At 71.9% G+C, this 17,374-nt stretch carries 18 protein-coding genes; 12 read left to right on the top strand and 6 right to left on the bottom strand.

Features of this window, described 5'->3' with window-relative positions; all coding sequences use genetic code 11:
- The first annotated feature begins 1 nt into the window (after position 1).
- The 3 genes from AB0H12_RS03275 to AB0H12_RS03265 are packed head-to-tail and all read left to right on the top strand — an operon-like array spanning position 2 to position 3,457.
- Positions 2-994, top strand: coding sequence for an ABC transporter permease (locus tag AB0H12_RS03275; RefSeq protein ID WP_499620442.1), 993 nt, complete (start codon positions 2-4; stop codon positions 992-994).
- Positions 991-2,016 (top strand): ABC transporter ATP-binding protein, encoded by a 1,026-nt coding sequence (locus AB0H12_RS03270; protein ID WP_499620440.1) that lies wholly within the window; start codon positions 991-993, stop codon positions 2,014-2,016. The genes AB0H12_RS03275 and AB0H12_RS03270 overlap by 4 nt, the downstream gene beginning before the upstream one ends.
- Positions 2,017-2,056: 40 nt before the next feature.
- Positions 2,057-3,457 (top strand): GH1 family beta-glucosidase, encoded by a 1,401-nt coding sequence (locus AB0H12_RS03265; RefSeq protein WP_499620438.1) that lies wholly within the window; start codon positions 2,057-2,059, stop codon positions 3,455-3,457.
- A gap of 140 nt (positions 3,458-3,597) precedes the next feature.
- Here AB0H12_RS03265 and AB0H12_RS03260 read toward each other — a convergent pair whose 3' ends face one another.
- A complete protein-coding gene (locus AB0H12_RS03260) occupies positions 3,598-5,715 on the bottom strand; it encodes a discoidin domain-containing protein (protein ID WP_499620436.1) in 2,118 nt (705 codons plus the stop codon).
- 418 nt (positions 5,716-6,133) lie between these two features.
- Between AB0H12_RS03260 and AB0H12_RS03255 the strand changes: the two genes are divergently transcribed.
- Positions 6,134-6,664 (top strand): DUF305 domain-containing protein, encoded by a 531-nt coding sequence (locus AB0H12_RS03255; protein ID WP_499620434.1) that lies wholly within the window; start codon positions 6,134-6,136, stop codon positions 6,662-6,664.
- Here the strand turns inward: AB0H12_RS03255 and AB0H12_RS03250 are convergent.
- Positions 6,653-7,318, bottom strand: coding sequence for an HAD family hydrolase (locus AB0H12_RS03250; RefSeq protein WP_499620432.1), 666 nt, complete (start codon positions 7,316-7,318; stop codon positions 6,653-6,655). The genes AB0H12_RS03255 and AB0H12_RS03250 overlap by 12 nt on opposite strands.
- A gap of 99 nt (positions 7,319-7,417) precedes the next feature.
- Between AB0H12_RS03250 and AB0H12_RS03245 the strand changes: the two genes are divergently transcribed.
- Positions 7,418-8,170, top strand: a complete 753-nt coding sequence (locus AB0H12_RS03245) for a DUF427 domain-containing protein (RefSeq protein ID WP_499620430.1) — start codon at positions 7,418-7,420, stop codon at positions 8,168-8,170.
- Positions 8,171-8,303: 133 nt separating this feature from the next.
- On the top strand, positions 8,304-8,846 hold the full coding sequence (locus tag AB0H12_RS03240; protein ID WP_230571878.1) for a uracil-DNA glycosylase: 543 nt from the start codon (positions 8,304-8,306) through the stop codon (positions 8,844-8,846).
- A gap of 12 nt (positions 8,847-8,858) precedes the next feature.
- On the opposite strand, the gene AB0H12_RS03235 is transcribed toward AB0H12_RS03240, so the two are convergent.
- Positions 8,859-9,818: a helix-turn-helix transcriptional regulator gene (locus AB0H12_RS03235; RefSeq protein WP_499620428.1), complete on the bottom strand. Its 960-nt coding sequence runs from the start codon at positions 9,816-9,818 to the stop codon at positions 8,859-8,861.
- A 37-nt stretch (positions 9,819-9,855) separates the two neighbouring features.
- The gene (locus AB0H12_RS03230; protein ID WP_499620427.1) at positions 9,856-10,914 is read right to left on the bottom strand and encodes an ATP-dependent DNA ligase; all 1,059 of its coding nucleotides are present in this window, start codon (positions 10,912-10,914) and stop codon (positions 9,856-9,858) included.
- 117 nt (positions 10,915-11,031) lie between these two features.
- On the opposite strand from AB0H12_RS03230, the gene AB0H12_RS03225 reads away from it, so the two are divergent.
- A complete protein-coding gene (locus tag AB0H12_RS03225; RefSeq protein ID WP_499620425.1) occupies positions 11,032-11,529 on the top strand; it encodes a DinB family protein in 498 nt (165 codons plus the stop codon).
- A gap of 90 nt (positions 11,530-11,619) precedes the next feature.
- A complete protein-coding gene (locus tag AB0H12_RS03220; RefSeq protein WP_499620423.1) occupies positions 11,620-12,393 on the top strand; it encodes a DUF899 family protein in 774 nt (257 codons plus the stop codon).
- A gap of 10 nt (positions 12,394-12,403) precedes the next feature.
- Here the strand turns inward: AB0H12_RS03220 and AB0H12_RS03215 are convergent, their stop codons facing one another.
- Complete coding sequence (locus tag AB0H12_RS03215) at positions 12,404-12,850, bottom strand: cupin domain-containing protein (protein WP_499620421.1); 447 nt, start codon at positions 12,848-12,850, stop codon at positions 12,404-12,406.
- Positions 12,847-14,370 (bottom strand): diguanylate cyclase domain-containing protein, encoded by a 1,524-nt coding sequence (locus AB0H12_RS03210; RefSeq protein ID WP_499620420.1) that lies wholly within the window; start codon positions 14,368-14,370, stop codon positions 12,847-12,849. Before AB0H12_RS03210 ends, AB0H12_RS03215 begins: the two co-directional genes overlap by 4 nt.
- A gap of 179 nt (positions 14,371-14,549) precedes the next feature.
- Here AB0H12_RS03210 and ruvC point away from each other — a divergent pair, with 179 nt between their 5' ends.
- The 4 genes from ruvC (at position 14,550) to yajC (ending at position 17,276) form a co-directional block, all read left to right on the top strand.
- Positions 14,550-15,170 (top strand): crossover junction endodeoxyribonuclease RuvC, encoded by a 621-nt coding sequence (gene ruvC, locus AB0H12_RS03205; protein ID WP_499620418.1) that lies wholly within the window; start codon positions 14,550-14,552, stop codon positions 15,168-15,170.
- Complete coding sequence (gene ruvA / locus AB0H12_RS03200; RefSeq protein ID WP_499620417.1) at positions 15,167-15,757, top strand: Holliday junction branch migration protein RuvA; 591 nt, start codon at positions 15,167-15,169, stop codon at positions 15,755-15,757. Before ruvC ends, ruvA begins: the two co-directional genes overlap by 4 nt.
- Complete coding sequence (gene ruvB, locus AB0H12_RS03195) at positions 15,754-16,809, top strand: Holliday junction branch migration DNA helicase RuvB (RefSeq protein ID WP_499620415.1); 1,056 nt, start codon at positions 15,754-15,756, stop codon at positions 16,807-16,809. The genes ruvA and ruvB overlap by 4 nt, the downstream gene beginning before the upstream one ends.
- 98 nt (positions 16,810-16,907) lie before the next feature.
- Positions 16,908-17,276 carry a preprotein translocase subunit YajC gene (yajC, locus tag AB0H12_RS03190; protein ID WP_498772391.1) on the top strand — a complete coding sequence of 123 codons (369 nt, stop codon included), beginning with the start codon at positions 16,908-16,910 and terminating at the stop codon, positions 17,274-17,276.
- Positions 17,277-17,374 lie beyond the last annotated feature (98 nt).

The following is a 17,374-nucleotide window of genomic DNA, read 5'->3' as shown; positions in this document are numbered from 1 at the left end:
CGTGACCGTGGTACCCACCACCGGGACCGCCACCCCGGTCGCGGCGCCCGTGAAGCGCCGCAGGCTGCGGTTCGTGGCCAACCCCAAAGCGACCGTCGGCCTGGTCATCCTCGGCTTCTTCGCCCTGATCGCGGTCATCGGGCCGTGGATCGCGCCGTACGACCCCTCCGGGCGCAGCAACGACCTGCTCCAGGCGCCGTCGGCCGCGCACTGGTTCGGCACCACCCACCTCGGGCAGGACATCTTCAGCCAGGTCGTGGTCGGCACTCGCAGCGTCATGGTCGTCGGGTTCGTCGCGGGCGTCGTGGCCACGATCCTGTCGATCCTGGTCGGCGTCACGTCCGGCTACCTGGCGGGCGCGGGCAGCGAGGTGCTCTCCGCGCTGTCCAACGTGTTCCTGGTGCTCCCGGCGCTGCCGCTGATGATCATCATCACGTCGACGCTGCCGGAGACGGGCGCGCTCACCATCGCCCTGGTCATCGGACTCACGTCGTGGGCTTGGGGCGCACGCGTGCTCCGCGCGCAAACGCTGTCGCTGCGCGGCCGTGACTACGTGGAGGCCGCGCGGGCGACCGGCGAGAAGTCGTCGCGGATCATCCTGTTCGAGATCCTGCCGAACCTCACCGCGGTCATCGCCTCCGGTTTCGTCGGCACGGTCATCTTCGCGGTGACCCTGGAGATCACGCTGGCGTTCATCGGCATCGGCGCGGGCGGCGACTGGAACTGGGGCACTGTCCTGTACTGGGCGCAGAGCCAGCAGGCCCTCGCGCAGGGCGCGTGGTGGTGGTTCGTGCCCGCGGGCCTGGCCATCGCGCTCCTGGGCACCGCGCTGTCGCTGGTGAACTTCGGCATCGACGAGTTCGTCAGCCCGCGGCTGCGCGGCGGCGGCAAGACAGAGGTCAAGACCGCCGACGGCCACACGGTCCGGATGCGGGTCGGCTTCACGCCGGTGCTCGCGACGAAGGCCCGGTCCGAGGGAAGGGAGACGCCGTGACCGACGCGGTGCTGGAGATCCGCGGCCTGAACGTGGACTACGGCCTCGGCGAGGAGGCCGTGCACGCGATCCGCGACGTGGACCTCACCCTGCACCGGGGCGAAGTCCTCGGCCTCGCGGGCGAGAGCGGCAGCGGCAAGTCGACCCTGGCCTACGGCCTGACCAGGCTCCTGCCGCCGCCGGGCGTGATCACCGGCGGCGAGGTGCTGTACCACCCCGACGGCGGCGACCCGGTCGACGTGCTGCGGATGAGCCACCCGCAGCTGCGGAAGTTCCGGTGGGCGGAGACCGCGATCGTGTTCCAGGGCGCGATGAACTCGCTCAACCCGGTGCACCGGATCTCCACCCAGCTCACCGACGTGATCAAGGCGCACGACCCGCGCGGCAGCAGCGCGTCCCGGCTGGCCCGCGCCCGCGAGCTGCTGCACCTGGTCGGCATCTCCGCCGACCGGCTGGACAGCTACCCGCACCAGCTCTCCGGCGGCATGCGGCAACGCGTGATGATCGGCATGGCGCTGGCGCTGGAGCCGAAGGTCGTCATCATGGACGAGCCGACCACCGCGCTGGACGTGGTGGTGCAGCGGCAGATCCTGCGCCAGCTCGTCGAGCTGCGCGAACGGCTCGGGTTCTCGGTCGTGTTCATCACCCACGACCTGTCGCTGCTGGTCGAGTTCTCCGACCGGATCGCGATCATGTACGGCGGTCGGATCGTGGAGGAGGCGATCTCGGCCGACCTCTACCGCGACCCGCTGCACCCCTACAGCCACGGCCTGCTCAACTCCTTCCCCGCGCTGCGCGGACCGAAGCGCGAGCTGACCGGCATCCCCGGCTCACCGCCCGACCTGCGCGCCATGCCTGCGGGCTGCGCGTTCCACCCACGCTGTCCGCACGCAATGGAGCGTTGCGGTGTGGAGGTCCCGGTGCTCGGCGTGCCCCCCGCGAAGAACCACGCGGCACACGGGGGTCCCGCCGACCGCACCGTGGCCTGCTGGCTGCACCCCGTTCACGACAACGGGCTCTGATCCCGTTCACGACAACGGGTTCCGACTCCAGAGGAGATCAATGGACACCACGGCGCCGACCGTCGGGCTCGACCCCGCGATCGACACCCTGCCCGCCTCGTTCCGCTGGGGCGTGGCGACTTCCGCGTACCAGATCGAGGGGGCTCATGAGGAAGACGGTCGTGGACCATCCATCTGGGACACGTACTGCCGGACGCCCGGCATGGTGCACAACGGCGACAACGGCGACATCGCCTGCGACCACTACCACCGCATGCCCGAGGACGTCGCGCTGATCGGCTCCCTCGGCGTGGACACCTACCGGTTCTCCGTCGCCTGGCCGCGCGTGCAGCCGGGCGGCAGGGGCCCGGTCAACGCGCCCGGCCTGGCGTTCTACGACCGGCTGGTCGACGAGCTGCTGGCCAAGGGCGTCGACCCGTGGGTCACGCTCTACCACTGGGACCTGCCGCAGGAGTTGGAGGACGCGGGCGGCTGGCCGGTGCGCGACACCGCCTACCGGTTCGCCGACTACTCGATGCTCGTGTTCGACGCGCTGTCGGACCGGGTGCGCCACTGGACCACCCTCAACGAGCCGTGGTGCTCGGCGATGCTCGGCTACTACGAGGGCCGCCAGGCGCCCGGCAGGCAGGACTTCGAGGCCGCCATCCACGCCGTGCACCACCTGCTGCTCGGCCACGGCCTGGCCACGCAGCGGATGCGCGAGGCGGCCACCGGGCCCATGGAGTTCGGCATCACGCTCAACATGAGCCACGCGAGCCCCGCCACCGACAGCGAGGCCGACCACGACGCGGCCCGCCGCGCGGACGGCCTGTCGCGGCGGATCTACCTCGACCCGCTGGTGCGCGGCCACTACCCGGCCGACGTGGTGGACGACCTGGCCGCGCGTGGGGTGAAGATCCCCGAGGAGCCGGGCGACCTGGAGATCATCAAGCAGCCGATCGACGTGCTGGGCGTGAACTACTACTCCAGCTCGAAGTTCTCCGGCGTGGACGAGGACGGCAACACGGCCGACGCCGACGGCGTGCCGGTCTGCCGGGAGGTCCGCTACGGCCGCCCGGTCACGGCGATGGACTGGGAGATCGTCCCCGAGGGCTTCACCAACCTGCTCGTGCAGATCGGCGAGGACTACCCGGGCGTGCCGATGGTCATCACGGAGAACGGCGCCGCGTTCGACGACAAGGCCGACGACAGCGGTTTCGTGCAGGACGACGACCGCACGGCGTACCTGGAGTCGCACATCGCGGCCGTGGCCAAGGCCCGCACGGCGGGCGCGGACGTGCGCGGCTACTTCGCGTGGTCCCTGATGGACAACTTCGAGTGGTCCTACGGCTACGACAAGCGGTTCGGCCTGGTGCACGTGGACTACGACACCCAGGTCCGCACCTTGAAGAGCAGCGCGCTGTGGTACCGGGACACGGTTCGCCGCGTCCGCGGCAGCTGACGGAACGGCCGAGGGGCGTGCCGCGGGTGTTGTGCGGCACGCCCCTCACCCGCGCGTCGTCGCCGGAGTGGCCGCACCCGGCGGCGCGACGGCCGGAGGGCCGGAGAGGGATTCACCCTCCGGCCCTCCGGCTTTCCCCGTCAGCGCCGGTAGACGCCGAGCTCGTAGAGCGAGTAACCCCACCCGGTGCCGCGCTGCGTGGCGTGCAGCCGCACGTACCGGCCGGTCGCGGTGACGTCGATCGAGTCGACGCCCCCGTTGCCGGTGGTGGTGCCGTGCACCGGGCGCCACGTGGCGCCGTCGTCGGACACCTGGATCTCGTACGCCCGGCCGTACGCGCCCTCCCACACCAGCTGCACGTGGTGGAACGCGGTCACCGCGCCGAGGTCGACCCGCAACCACTGCGGGTCGGACCAGTCGGTCGCCCAGCGGGTGCCCGCGTCGCCGTCGACGGCGTTGGCCGGCGGGAACGGCGCGCCGTCGCCCACCTGCTGGTAGGACGACGCCGTGACGGGCTTGCCCCGCGCCACGTCCACGCCCGCCGGCTGCGGCGCGACCACCCGCACCGACTTCGTCTCGATGCCGATGTTGCCGCGGCCGTCCTCGGCCACCACGTACACCTTCCACACCCCGAGCCGATCGGGTGCCGTGACGCTGAGCCGGTTGCCGTTCACCTGCACGGGCGTGAAGCCCAAGCCGCCGCTGTTGTCGACGTACTTGCTGTTGAACGCCGCCGACCAGGTGATCGGGTCGCCGTTCGGGTCGCTCGCGGCCACGTCGACGTCGAGCCGCGCGCCGGCCGGGATGCTGGTGGGCAGGGTCATCCCGGTGATCACCGGCGGGGTGTTGGCCGGCGTCGCGCCGCCGAACGCCCGCTGCACCGAGTAGAACGACAGCCGCTTCTTGCCCGCCGGGGTCAGGTTGAACCACACCGCGCCGAAGTCGTACTCCGTGCCGTAGTGGAACAACGTGCCGCCGAACGACACACCGGTGTGCCCGGTGATGCAGTTCCACGCCCGGGTGTAGCCGTCCCGCTTCTGCACGTCCGTCGGCTCGCTCGGCACGCCGTTGACGTCGTTGGGCACCTCCCACTCACCGGCCGGGCCCGCTTCGGTGAGGATGTACGGCTTGGTGTGGCCGCCGTTGATCCAGTCCTGCCGGACCTGGCACACGTTGCCGTAGGAGTTCACCGAGTACAGGTCCAGGTCGGGCGCGTGCGCCTTGAGGTAGGTCCACGCGCCGGTCCACGCGTCGGTGTTCGTGACCGGGTGGTTGGTGTCGATGGCGTGGATGGCGCGCGCGGCCTCGTTGACGTACTTGGCGTACGCGACGCGCTGGTTCTCCAGCTCCGTGCCCGAGTAGCAGTTCTGCAGGCCCAGGATGGACTCGTTGCCGACGTTCCACATGAGCACGCCGGGGTGGTCCTTGTAAGTGGTCACCCACTGCCGGATCGTGTTCATCATGTCGTTCTTGTAAGTGGCGTCGGTGACGTAGTCGACGCACCCGCCGGAGCCGGGGCCACCGCCGGGTTGCAGCCAGAAGCCGTTCATCACCTTGATGCCGTTGGCCGCCGCCGCGTCCAGCAGGGGTCGCGTCGAGGCGTCGGTGCCCCAGGTGCGCAACGTGTTGACGCCCATGGACTTCAGCTCCGGCATGTAGCGCGCCGCGTCCGCCGCCGGCGGGCCCCAGGTGAGGCCCTTCACCGTCCACGGCTGACCGTCCACCACGAGCCGCCAGTTGCCCTGGGAGCCGGTGACGTGCACGCCCGTGCCGGGCGGGGGAGTGTCGCCCTGCGTGCCGAAGACGCGGAACTCCCACAGCGAGTAGCCGTAACCGTTGGCGCGCTGGGTGCCGTGCACGCGGACGTGCCTGCCCGACCCGGTGACGGTGAAGCCCTGCCTGCCGCCCGTGCCGGCGGTCGTGGTGTGCACGGTGGTCCAGGTGTTGCCGTCGGCCGACACCTGGAGCTGGAACGAGGTGGCGTACGCGGCTTCCCAGTCGAGCTCGACGCGGCTGAGGGGCGAGGTGGCGCCGAGGTCCACCCGCAGCCACTGCGGGTCGCTCCACGCGCTGGCCCACCTGGTGCCGGCGTTGCCGTCCACGGCCGCCGACGCGGGTGTGCCCGCGCCCTCGGTCGAGGACGCCGTGGCCGGCTTGCCCTGGGAGAGCAGCACGGGTGCGGCGTTCGCGGTGCCCGGGACCACTGCGAGTCCCATGAGCAGCGCGAGTGCCGTGCTGACGGATCGGAGGCGGTACATGGCGTCTCCTGCCGGATCGTCGGGTCGAGGTGCGGGAGAGCGCTCTCTCAACCCGGCTCGAAGTGTTGCGAACGGACTGCGGACCTGTCAATGCGCCGCGCCTTGACACCGCGGTGGCGGGCGGGCAACCTCAATCGGGAGAGCGCTCTCCCAGCCACGCTCGTCCGTCGGCAGGAGGACAAAGGTGTCCCGAACACTCCGCACGCCGGCCGCGACCGCCGCGGTCGGCCCGCTCCCGACCGCCTTGACGGTCGCCACCCGACCGGCCCAGGCCGATGAGCTGGGGCAGCCACTGCGTCAACGCCGGCCTCCAGTGCGACCCGCGCGGGTACGGCCAGTACAAGCCGCACCGGGGCGCCGCCCTCGGGCCGGACTACTGGCTGCCGCGGTGACGACGATCCCGTCCACCCCGGGGCGCTTGCGAGCGCTCTGGGGCGCCGCGCTGCTGCTCCTGGCCGCGTGCTCGCAGGCGCCGACCCCGGCGCCACCGGCCGCGGCGTCGCCGTTCAACGCCACCGACACCGCGTGGATCCAGCTGATGATCCCGATGAACGAGCAGCTGCTGCCCGCGCTCGCCCTCGCGCCGCCCGCGCTCGCGCCGTTCGCGGCGGAGGTGAAGGAGTCGCACGAGCGGGAGTTGGCTCAGCTCAAGCGGTTGCGCGAGCGCGCCGGGCTGTCGGACGACAACCCGCACGCCGGTCACCAGATGCCCGGCCTGGTGTCGGAGGCGGACCTGGCGGGCCTGCGCCTCGACCCGTCCGGCCTGCCCGCGAAGCTGCGCGAGCACCTGGAGCAGTCGGCGCTGCTCGCGCGCGGCGAGCAGGACAGCGGCGCGGACCGGGAGACCCGCGACCTGGCGGCGTCGATCGGCACGGCCCGCGCCGCGCAGACCGCGCGCTTGGCCGCGGTGTCGCCGTTGGCGGCGAGCCCGCCCGGATCAGGCCGATGAGACGCGCCCGATGACGTGGTCGACCGCCTCGGGCAGGTCGGCCGGTCCGTCGACCGTGATGCCCGCGCCGCCCAGCTCGCGCAGCGGCCGGATGTCGATGTCGTAGCGGTCGCCCACGCCCCACACGTGGCGGGCGTCGACGCCGAACCGCTCCAGCACCACGCGGAACGCGCCGGGGTCGGGCTTGGGCCTGCCCCCGACGTCGTCCGCGCTCACCACACCGGTGAAGCCGGACACGCCGACCCCGATCCGGTCGAGGATCGCCTCCGCCGCGCTGGTGGTGTTGTTGGTGAGCAACGCGATGGGCACCACCGCGCGCAGCCGGTCCAGCTCGCGCACCACCAGCTCGTCGGGCCGCACGCCGTCCACGATCGACAGGTGCGCCTCGCGGTACTCGCGCCACTCGTCCACGTCGAACCCGTTGGCGAGCACGAACGAGGTGGTCGACGTGCGCGACCACTCGGTCCGCATCAGCTCGCGCAGCTCCGCCACCTTGCGGGCGGCGTGGTCGGGCGGCGCGCCCCGCAGTTCCACGAACATCGCGCCGATGACGTCCAGGACCAGCCCGGTGTACAGCTCGCGCGGGTAGAGCGTCCCGTCGAGGTCGAAGACGACCAGACGCGGCGCCGATCCGTTGTCGATCACCTCGACCACCGGCCGAGCATAGCCATCCGGCGACACCGGGAACGTTGGGCAACACCGGAGAAACCCGACGCCTCCCGGCCGGGCGCACTCGCGCGTAGTTTCGGAATCATGAGTGCTGCGGAACGCGGACGGGTGCGGGTGGAGACCGGGACCAAGCGGGTCCGGGCCTTCCTCGCGGGCGAGCTGGTCGTGGACACCACGCGGCCGGCGTTGGTGTGGGAGATGCCCTACTACCCCACGTACTACTTCCCGGCGGAGGACGTACGGGCGGACCTGGTGGCGACGGGCGAGGTGAAGCGATCGCCCAGTCGGGGCAACGGCCGGCTGTTCGACGTGAAGACCGGCTCGGCGTCGGCGGCGGGCGCGGGGCTGCGGTACCCGGACTCGCCGCTGGAGGCGCTGCGCGGCCTGGTCCGGCTGGACTGGGACGCGATGGACGAGTGGTTCGAGGAGGACGAGCCGGTCTACGCCCACCCGCGCGACCCGTACACCAGGGTCGACGCGCTGCAGAGCAGCAGGCACATCCGGGTCGAGGTCGGCGGCGTCGAGGTCGCGAACTCGCACCGCCCGGTGATCCTGTTCGAGACCGGGCTGCCCGCGCGCTACTACCTGCCGATGACCGACGTCCGGCTGGACCTCCTGCGGTCCACCGACCTGAGCACGAGCTGCCCGTACAAGGGCACCGCGGAGTACTGGTCGGTGGTGGTCGGCGACCAGACGCACGAGAACGTCGTCTGGGGCTACCGCAACCCGCTGCCGGAGAGCAGGCCGCTCGCGGGCCTGGTCGCGTTCTACAACGAGAAGGTCGACACTTATGTCGACGGCGTCCTGGAGGAGCGGCCGCGCACCCACTTCGCGTGACGCCGGCACGATTCCGGGGCGCCGCCCGGACGGCGGATGGTAGTGCCTGATCAAGACGGGAACGCTAGCGCCCATGGACGTCTTCCCCTCCACCCCGAGGGCACACCGGAACCCCGTGGTCGTCGCTCGGAAGATGGCTCTGCTCAAAGCGCCCCACCTGGCGAAGTTGACGGAGTTCGCGCAGCGCGTCGCCACCGAGCGCAAGGCCGACGTGCCGCTGTTCGACCCCGCGAGCGGCGGCGTGAACTCCAAGGTCCTGCTGCTGCTGGAGTCGCCCGGGCCCGCGTCGTCGGGCTCGGGCCTGAACTCGCCGGACAACGACGACCCGACCGCCGCCAACGTGTTCGCCGCGATGGCCGAGGCCGGCCTGTCCCGGCGGGTGAGCCTGAGCTGGAACGTGGTGCCCTGGTACCTGTCCGGCCGCGAGCCGTCGCCGGCAGACCTGCGCGCGGCGGTGCCGTACCTGGTGGAACTGCTGCGGATGCTGACCGCGCTCAAGGCGGTCGTGGTGCTGGGCAGGCCGGCGGGCACGGGCTGGACGCTGTCCGGCCGCGGCCACAAGCTGAAGGTGTTCAACGCGCCCCACCCGTCGCCGCTGTCCATCAACCGCGACCGGGCGGGCCGGTGGCCGCAGCTCGTCGACGCCTGCCGGCAGGCGGCCAAGGCGGCCGAGTGAGCGCTCGGGAGCTCAGCCCCGACCGACCGCCCGGCCGATCCGGTCGTGCAGCTCGCGCAGGTGCCGGACCAGCTCGGGCGGCTCGTGCACCTCGAACTCGCAGCCCAGCTGCACCAGGTGGAACGCGAGGTACTCCACCGTGTCGGTGAAGTCGCTGATCACGCACGTCCGCTCGTCGACGGCCTCGACGTCCGCGCCGGGGAACCTGGCCCGCACGTCACGGGCGGGCAGGTGCACCGTCGCCACGGCGGTGTAGGTCGGCGCACGGCTGAGCATGTGCTCCGCCAGGTAGGCGGCCGGGTCGTCGGAGGGCAGCGCGCGCGGCGCGAACCGCGCCCCGGTGGGGGACAACGCGGTCATCCGGTCGACCCGGAAGAACCGCCAGTCGTCGCGCTCCGGGTCGAACGCCACCAGGTACCAGCGCCGCCCGGACGGCACGAGGTGCAGCGGCTCGACGTGCCGCCTGCTCTCCGCGCCGTCCGCCGCCGAGTACCGGAACCGCAGCCGTTCCCGGTTCGCGATGGCGGACGCCAGCACGGTCAGGTGCTCGGGGTCCACGGTCACCCCGTCGGCGCCGAGCACCACCGGCAACGTCGCCGCGCCCAACGCGGCCACCCGCCGCCGCAACCGTGACGGCAACACCTGCTCCAGCTTCGCCATCGCCCGCAGCGACGCCTCCTCGATGCCCGCCACGGTCTGCCGCGCCGCCGTCCGCAATCCGACCGCGATCGCCACGGCCTCCTCGTCGTCGAGCAGCAGCGGCGGCATGGCCGTGCCCGCGACCAGCCGGTAGCCGCCCTCGGCGCCCATCGACGCCTCGACCGGGTAACCGAGCTCGCGCAGCCGGTCGACGTCGCGGCGGATCGTGCGCGGGCTGACCTCCAGCCGCCGCGCCAGCTCGCTGCCCGGCCACTCGCGGGGCATCTGGAGCAGGGACAACAGGGAGAGCAGCCGGCCCGCAGTGTCGGTCACCGACCAAGGATGCCCGACGAGTAGGACAGGTCCCGACCTACCTCCGCACGCCGAAGATGTCCATCAACTCCGCCGGCGCGACTTCTTCCAGCTGGGCGTACGTGCACGACTCGGGCGTGCGGTCCGGGCGGAAGCGGACCAGCCTGCTCGTGTGCCGGAACCTCCGTGCCTGGAGGTGCTCGTAGCGCACCTCGGCGACCAGCTCCGGCCGCAGCGGCTCCCAGGTCAGCGTCTTGGTCGGGTTCCACCGGCTCTGCGCGCCGGGCGTGGCGGCGTCGATCGAGGCCCACTCCGCCCACGGGTGGTCGGCCAGCGCGTCCTCCCGGTACGGCGCCAACTCCTCCAGCAGCTCACGGCGGCGCGCGGCGGTGAAGCTGCTGGCCACGCCGACGTGGTGCAGCGACCCCGCGTCGTCGAACAGGCCGAGCAGCAGCGAGCCGACCCCGACCCCGTCCTTGTGCGGCCGGAACCCGGCCACCACGCAGTCGGCCGTCCGCTCGTGCTTGACCTTCCACATCACCCGCTTGTCCTGCTCGTACGGCAGGTCGGTCCGCTTGGCCACCACGCCGTCGAACCCCGCGCCCTCGAACCGGGTGAACCAGTCCTCGGCCTGGTCCGGGTCGTCCGTCGCGGGCGTCAGGTACAGCCCCGGCACGTCCCGCAGCACGCCCCCCAGCAGCCGCCGGCGTTCCGCGAACGGCGTCTGGGTCAGGTCCCGGTCGTCCAGTGCGAGCAGGTCGAACGCGACGAACCCGGCCGGCGTGTCGACGGCCAGCTTGCGCACCCGCGACGCGGCCGGGTGCAGCCGCAGTTGCAGCAGGTCGAAGCTCAACCCCCCGGGCGTGACGATGACGATCTCGCCGTCCACCACGCACCGCGGCGGCAGCCCGGCCAGCAGCGCCTCGACCACCTCGGGGAAGTACCTCGTCAACGGCCGGTCGTTGCGTGAGCCGAGCTCCAGCTCGTCGCCGTCGCGGAACACGACGCACCGGAACCCGTCCCACTTCGGCTCGAACACGAGCCCGGGCTCGCGCGGCACCGAGTGCACGGCCTTGGCGAGCATCGGCCGCACGGGAGGCATCACGGGGAGGTCCACGCGCCCGAGCGTAATTCGAAGCAGGGGAATGCACCGTGGCTCGGAATCGAGGGCGGAAGTCGTCCGCATTGCCTCCTAGGGTGGTGTCACCACTGAGGCGGAAGGCAGAACCACACCATGAACACCACCCTCTCGACCGAGCTCACCGACCTGCTGTCGAGCCTGGACCGCCACCGCGGGTTCCTCCGCGTCACGGTGCGCGGGCTGAGCGACGAGCAGGCGCGGCAGACGCCCACGGCGAGCGCCCTCTCCCTCGGCGGCCTCATCAAGCACGTCCGCGCCATGGAAGAGGGCTGGATGCGCTTCGCGGTCGGTGGCGCGGAGCTGATGGAGAGCGTGCCGGCGGACTGGGAGAACGGCTTCCGCATGCTGGAGGACGAGACGCTGGCGGGGCTGCTCGCGGACTACGAGGAGACGGCGGCGAAGACCGAGCGGCTGCTCGCGGAGCTTGACCTGGACAGCGCGTACCCGCTGCCCGTCGCGCCGTGGTTCGAGCCGGGCGTCTCGTGGTCCGTCCGCCGCGTGGTGCTGCACCTGATCGCCGAGACGTCCCAGCACGCCGGCCACGCGGACATCATCCGCGAGACCCTCGACGGCCAGAAGACGATGGGCTGACCCGGCGCGTGGCGGTCGGGTCTCGTGTCGATCCGGGGCATCCTCGTTCGACGCACGAGTAGCACCCGCACGCGACACCCGGAGGACACCGTGACGCCCGACCCGACCACCGCGCCGCCCGGCCGCCCGCTCGTCGTCGACCTGGCCACCTGGCAGGCCGCCCGTGACGAGCTCCTGGTCCGCGAGAAGGCGCACACCCGCGAGGGCGACGCCCTCGCCGCCGCCCGCCGCCGGCTGCCGATGGTGGAGTTCGACGCGACGGTCGAGCTCGTCGGACTCCACGGCCCGGTCCCGTTCCTGGACCTGTTCGAGGGCCGCGACGAGCTCGTGGTCTACAAGCACATGTGGTACGACGGCGCGCCGCACCAGGGGCAGTGCGAGGGCTGCACCACCGCGGCTTGGCACCTGAAGGACGCCGTCTACCTCAACGCCCGCGGCGTCTCGTTCGCCGTCCTGACCACGGGCCGTTGGGACGAGGTGGCCTCCTACGTCGAGTTCATGGGCTACACCCAGCCCTGGTACTCGGTGCGCGACCTGGCCGCGCCGGTCGGCGACAGCATGGGGCACATCACCTGCTTCCTGCGCGACGGCGACCGCGCGTTCCTCACCTACTCCACGACCGGGCGCGGCAACGAGCGGGTCAACGGGTCCTTGGGCCTGCTCGACCTGACGCCGTACGGCCGTGGCGAGGCATGGGAGGACAACCCCGACGGGTGGCCCGCGGGCCGGGACGCGTGCTGGTCCTGGCGCTCGGACGCGGACGGGAACCCCACCTGGGGCCCGACCAGCCGCCCCGTGCCGCAGTGGACCCGCCCCGGCGCGCTCCCGGTCGACACCCTCGGCCGGGAGCGCCACCGCCACTGAGGGACGGCGGTCAGAAGCGGCAGAGGCGGCGGATCTGGTCGGCGTGCGAGGGGTAGAGCGGCGCGAGGGTGTCGGCCTCGCCGAAGCTGACCACGTCATCGGTGTAGGGCGGCACCACGACCGTGCCGACGACCGACCAGTCGCCGTCCGGCTCGGCGGCCTGCCACACCCCGGCGGGCACGACCACCTGCGGTCGTTCTCCCGCGGCGAGGTCCGGGCCCAGCACGGGCGTGGTCACCGTGCCGTCGGGGTGCAGCAGCAGCATCCGCAACGCCGCGCCGCGGTGGTAGGAGTAGATCTCCAAGTGGTCGAGCCGGTGCACGCCGGAGAACTCGCCCTCCCGCAGCAGGTAGTAGATCGCGGAAGCCTCGGGCGACCGCCACGACTGCGCGAACCACCCTCCCTCGACCGGTAACTCGACCATCCCCAGCGATTTGATGACGTCCTCGGCGCTCATGTCAGCTCCGCCTCCACCGATCCGTGCACTACCACCATTCCCTTGCCGAGCCGCTTCGCCGTGTACATCGCGGCGTCCGCGGTGCCGAGCAGGTCGTCGGCGGTCAACGACGGGTCGAACGCCTCGCGGTGCGAGATCCCGATCGACGCGCGGATCACGTGCGAGCCGTTCGCCGTGCGGTGCGGCTCGTCCAGCGCGCCGAGCACCCGCCGCCCGATCTCCTCCGGCGGCTGCGGGTAGCCGTCGACGAGCACGCCGAACTCGTCACCACCGAGCCGCGCCACCACGTCCTGCGACCGCACGCACGCCTGCAACCGCGAGGCCACGATCCGCAGCACCGCGTCGCCCTCGGCGTGGCCGAAGTTGTCGTTGACGTCCTTGAACCCGTCCACGTCGATGAACAGCACCACCACCGGCGACGTCCCGGCCAGCGCCGCGTCCAGCCGTTCCCGGAACAGCGCGCGGTTCGGCACCCCGGTCAACGGGTCGTGGTAGGCCTGGTGCCGCAGCCGCTCCCGGCTCTCCCTCAGCTGCTCCAGCAGCTTCACGTTGTCGATCAGCGTGAGCAGCTGCCGCGCGATCACCAGCAGCACCACACCGAGGCCGACGTAGATCTCCAGCGGGTTGAGCCGCACGCCCGTCGCCGTGCCGACCACGATGAACAGGCCCGTGACCAGCATCGGCAGGTACGGCACCAGCAGGTGCAGCAGCTCGCCGGCGCGCAGCCTGGCCGCGCCGACCCGCTCCCGCGCGGCGTTGCTCGGCGCGATGGAGCTGAGGAAGAACAACGCCGGGCACACCATGAACCCGATGTCGGCGGCCGTCGGGATGGCGGTGGCGCCCTTGCTCACCAGGTACGCGAACACCCAGCCCGACGCCGACTGCGCCAGGCCGGCCAACGCGATGAACAGCACCGGCAGCTGCCGCACCGAGCGGTGCGTCCACGACGACACCAGCAGCACGACCAGCATCACCAGGTACGCCGCCGGGTGCGCCACGACGGTCGCGAAACCGGGGCCGGAGGTGGCCCACGCGCGGACCATCGACTCCAGCAGCGACACCCACGTGAGCACGAACAGCGAGCCGACCACGATCAGCCCGTCCAGCGCGACGACCAGCTTGCTGCGGTGGCCGGGCAGCTTGCCCGACCCGCCGTGCGCCAGCACCAGGATCGCGCACAGCGTCAGCCCGGGCACGAGCATGAACCCGATCGGCGCCAGCGTGGACGAGGGCAGCGACACCCCGAGGAACACCTGGCCCCAGATCCAGACGGTCAGCCCGACGGCCAGGCTCGCCATCGCGGCGGCCATCCACAGCCGCCAGCGCCGCGCGACGCCCTGCCGTGCGCGCGCGGCCCGCCAGTACGACACCATCGCGGCGACCGAGGCGAGCAACTGGGTGAACTTGTCGATCGCGACGGACGTCGGCCGGTCGAGCACCCCGGAGACCACGAGGCTGACGACGCAGACGACCAGGGCGCAGACGGCGACGGAGACGACGCCGAACCGCCTCAGGGTCATGCCACCCCGCTCATGCCGCCACTGGAGTCGATCAGTTGACCGAGCCACTGTAGTGACCTCGTGACGCTGTGTCGATCGGGGGGTACCTGTTCGTCACCGTGCGCGTGTCATCGGGCGGTCCGCGGTGATCACCCTCTAAGGTTTCGAACTGGTGTTCGTCGGCGGTTGAGGGGACCAGCGTGCGCGTGTTCGGAGTCGACCCCGGCTTGACCCGGTGCGGGTTCGGGGTGGTCGACGGCGGTCCCGGCCGGGCGGTGCGGCCGATCGCCGTGGACGTCGTGCGCACGCCGGCGGACGAGGACCTGGCGTTGCGGCTGCTCCAGCTCTCCGACGCGGTCGAGCAGTGGCTGGACCGCTACCGGCCGCAGGTGGTGGCCATCGAGCGGGTGTTCAGCCAGCACAACGTGCGCACCGCGATGGGCACGGCGCAGGCGGGTGGCGTGGTGGCGCTGTCGGCGGCCCGCCGCGGCCTGCCGGTCGTGTTCCACACGCCGAGCGAGGTCAAGGCCGCCGTCACCGGTTCCGGGCGGGCGGACAAGGCCCAGGTCACCGCCATGGTCACCAAGCTGCTCGGCCTCAAGACCGCGCCGAAGCCCGCCGACGCCGCCGACGCGCTCGCGCTGGCCATCTGCCACCTGTGGCGCGCGCCCATGCGGTCGCGCCTGGAGGAGGCGCAGGCGAGGGCGGCTGAGATCGCCCGGACGCACCGCGCGAAACTGGCACAGGCGGGTGCGCGGGCATCGGCCGCATCGACCAAGGCGACACCGATCGACAAGCGGGAAGCAGGTAAGGGTCAGTGATCTCGTCACTGCGCGGGCAGGTGCTGTCCATCGGGCTCGACCACGTCGTCGTCGAGGTCGGCGGCGTCGGCTACGCCGTGCAGGCCACCCCCGCCACGCTCGCCACGCTGCGCCGCGGCGAAGAGACCCAGCTGGCCACCGCGCTGGTGGTGCGCGAGGACTCGCTGACCCTCTTCGGCTTCGCCGACGCCGACGCCCGCGAGCTGTTCGGCCTCCTGCAGACCGTGTCCGGGATAGGGCCGAGGCTGGCGTTGGCGACCCTGGCCGTGCTGGAGCCGGACAAGCTGCGCGCCGCCCTGGCCGAGGGCAACATCACCGTGCTCACCCAGGTGCCCGGCATCGGCCGCAAGGGCGCCGAACGCCTGATCATCGAGCTGCGCGACAAGGTCGGCCGGCTCGAACCCGCGCCGAGCGCCACCGGCGACTCCGGCCAGGTCCGCGCGCAGGTCACCGAGGCGCTGCTCGGCCTCGGCTTCCCGGCCAAGCAGGCCGAGCAGGCCGTCGACGCCGTGCTGGCCGCCGACGGGGCGCTCGGCACGTCCGAAGTCCTCCGCCGCTCACTGGCCGCCCTGGGCCGCAAGCGATGAACCACGACGAGGACGACACCCTCAGCCCGCTGCCCGACCCCGCCGAGCGGGACCTCGAGACCACCCTGCGGCCGAAGGACCTGCACGAGTTCGTCGGCCAGCCGAAGGTCCGCGAACAGCTCGAACTGGTCCTCCAGGGCGCGATGCAACGCGGCGCGCCGCCCGACCACGTGCTGCTGTCCGGTCCTCCCGGCCTGGGCAAGACCAGCCTCGCCATGATCATCGCGGCCGAGCTGGGCGCGTCGCTGCGCATCACCTCCGGCCCCGCCCTCGAACGCGCGGGCGACCTGGCCGCGATGCTGTCGAACCTGGTCGAGGGCGACGTGCTGTTCATCGACGAGATCCACCGGATGGCCAGGCCCGCCGAGGAGATGCTGTACCTGGCGATGGAGGACTTCCGGGTCGACGTGGTCGTCGGCAAGGGCCCCGGCGCGACCAGCATCCCGCTCGACATCGCCCCGTTCACCCTGGTCGGGGCCACCACCCGGTCCGGCGCGCTGACCGGGCCGTTGCGCGACCGGTTCGGCTTCACCGGGCACATGGAGTTCTACAGCCCCGAGGAGCTGGAGCTGATCATCCGCCGGTCCGCCCGGATCCTCGGCGTCGACCTGCGCGACGACGGCGGCCGGGAGATCGCGGGCCGGTCCCGCGGCACGCCCCGCATCGCGAACCGACTGCTCCGGCGGGTTCGGGACTACGCAGAGGTGCGCGCGGACGGCGCGGTGACCCTGGAGGTCGCCCGTGACGCCCTGAAGGTCTACGACGTGGACGAACTGGGCCTGGACCGGTTGGACCGGGCGGTCCTGGGCGCGTTGGTCCGTTCGTTCGGCGGCGGCCCGGTCGGCGTCTCCACGCTGGCCGTCGCGGTGGGTGAGGAGCCCACCACGGTCGAGGAGGTCTGCGAGCCGTACCTGGTCCGGGCCGGGATGCTGGCGCGCACGCCCCGTGGTCGGGTCGCCACCGCCACGGCCTGGCTGCACCTGGGTCTGCAGCCGCCGCCGCGGGCGCCGGGCGAGGCCACCCGATCCCTGTTCGACGACGCCACCGAGTGATCGGTATTGCTCACCTGGCACAATCGGCAGCGGCACCCCAGAAATTCGGACGTACCGGGCGCTGATCGCGCTCGCCCCGTCCGGTTGATCGGAGAATGATGGACCTGTCCTCCTTGATGTTCCCGCTGCTGCTCGTGCTGCTCGCGGTGCCGCTGTTCCTCAGCGCCCGCAAGCAGAAGCGGGCCGTCGCCGAACAGCAGGCGCTGCTGAACTCCCTGGAGCCGGGTGACCGGGTCATGACCACCTCCGGGCTGTACGCGACGGTGGCCGGCGTGAACGACGAAGACAACACGATCGAGCTCGAGATCGCCGACGGCGTCGTCACCACTTGGCTGCGCCAGGCCATTCGCGAGAAGGTTGTGGTGGACACCGAGACCGACGCGGTCGTGGACGACGTCGAGGATGTCGACGACGTCGTGGACGAGACCGCGGACGTCGACCGCGCACAGCAGGAGAGCAAGAAGTAACCAGAAGTAGACCCGCAGTAACCAGCGGACCCCTCGCCTGGAGCCGGCAACTGTCAACGTGCCGACTCCAGGCAGTGACGCGCAGCTCACACCATCAG

Origin of the sequence: Actinosynnema sp. NPDC023794 (genome assembly GCF_040639675.1) — a bacterium.
GTDB lineage: Bacteria > Actinomycetota > Actinomycetes > Mycobacteriales > Pseudonocardiaceae > Actinosynnema > Actinosynnema luteola.
This window is presented reverse-complemented; position numbering and strand designations above follow the sequence as displayed.

Excerpts from the sequence above, each read along its gene's own strand:
- AB0H12_RS03265 (WP_499620438.1), top strand. The coding sequence starts at position 2,057 with ATGGACACCACGGCGCCGACCGTCGGGCTCGACCCCGCGATCGACACC.
- AB0H12_RS03260 (WP_499620436.1), bottom strand. The coding sequence starts at position 5,715 with ATGTACCGCCTCCGATCCGTCAGCACGGCACTCGCGCTGCTCATGGGA.
- AB0H12_RS03245 (WP_499620430.1), top strand. The coding sequence starts at position 7,418 with ATGAGTGCTGCGGAACGCGGACGGGTGCGGGTGGAGACCGGGACCAAG.
- AB0H12_RS03240 (WP_230571878.1), top strand. The coding sequence starts at position 8,304 with ATGGCTCTGCTCAAAGCGCCCCACCTGGCGAAGTTGACGGAGTTCGCG.
- AB0H12_RS03225 (WP_499620425.1), top strand. The coding sequence starts at position 11,032 with ATGAACACCACCCTCTCGACCGAGCTCACCGACCTGCTGTCGAGCCTG.
- AB0H12_RS03215 (WP_499620421.1), bottom strand. The coding sequence starts at position 12,850 with ATGAGCGCCGAGGACGTCATCAAATCGCTGGGGATGGTCGAGTTACCG.
- AB0H12_RS03210 (WP_499620420.1), bottom strand. The coding sequence starts at position 14,370 with ATGACCCTGAGGCGGTTCGGCGTCGTCTCCGTCGCCGTCTGCGCCCTG.
- ruvB (WP_499620415.1), top strand. The coding sequence starts at position 15,754 with ATGAACCACGACGAGGACGACACCCTCAGCCCGCTGCCCGACCCCGCC.
- yajC (WP_498772391.1), top strand. The coding sequence starts at position 16,908 with ATGGACCTGTCCTCCTTGATGTTCCCGCTGCTGCTCGTGCTGCTCGCG.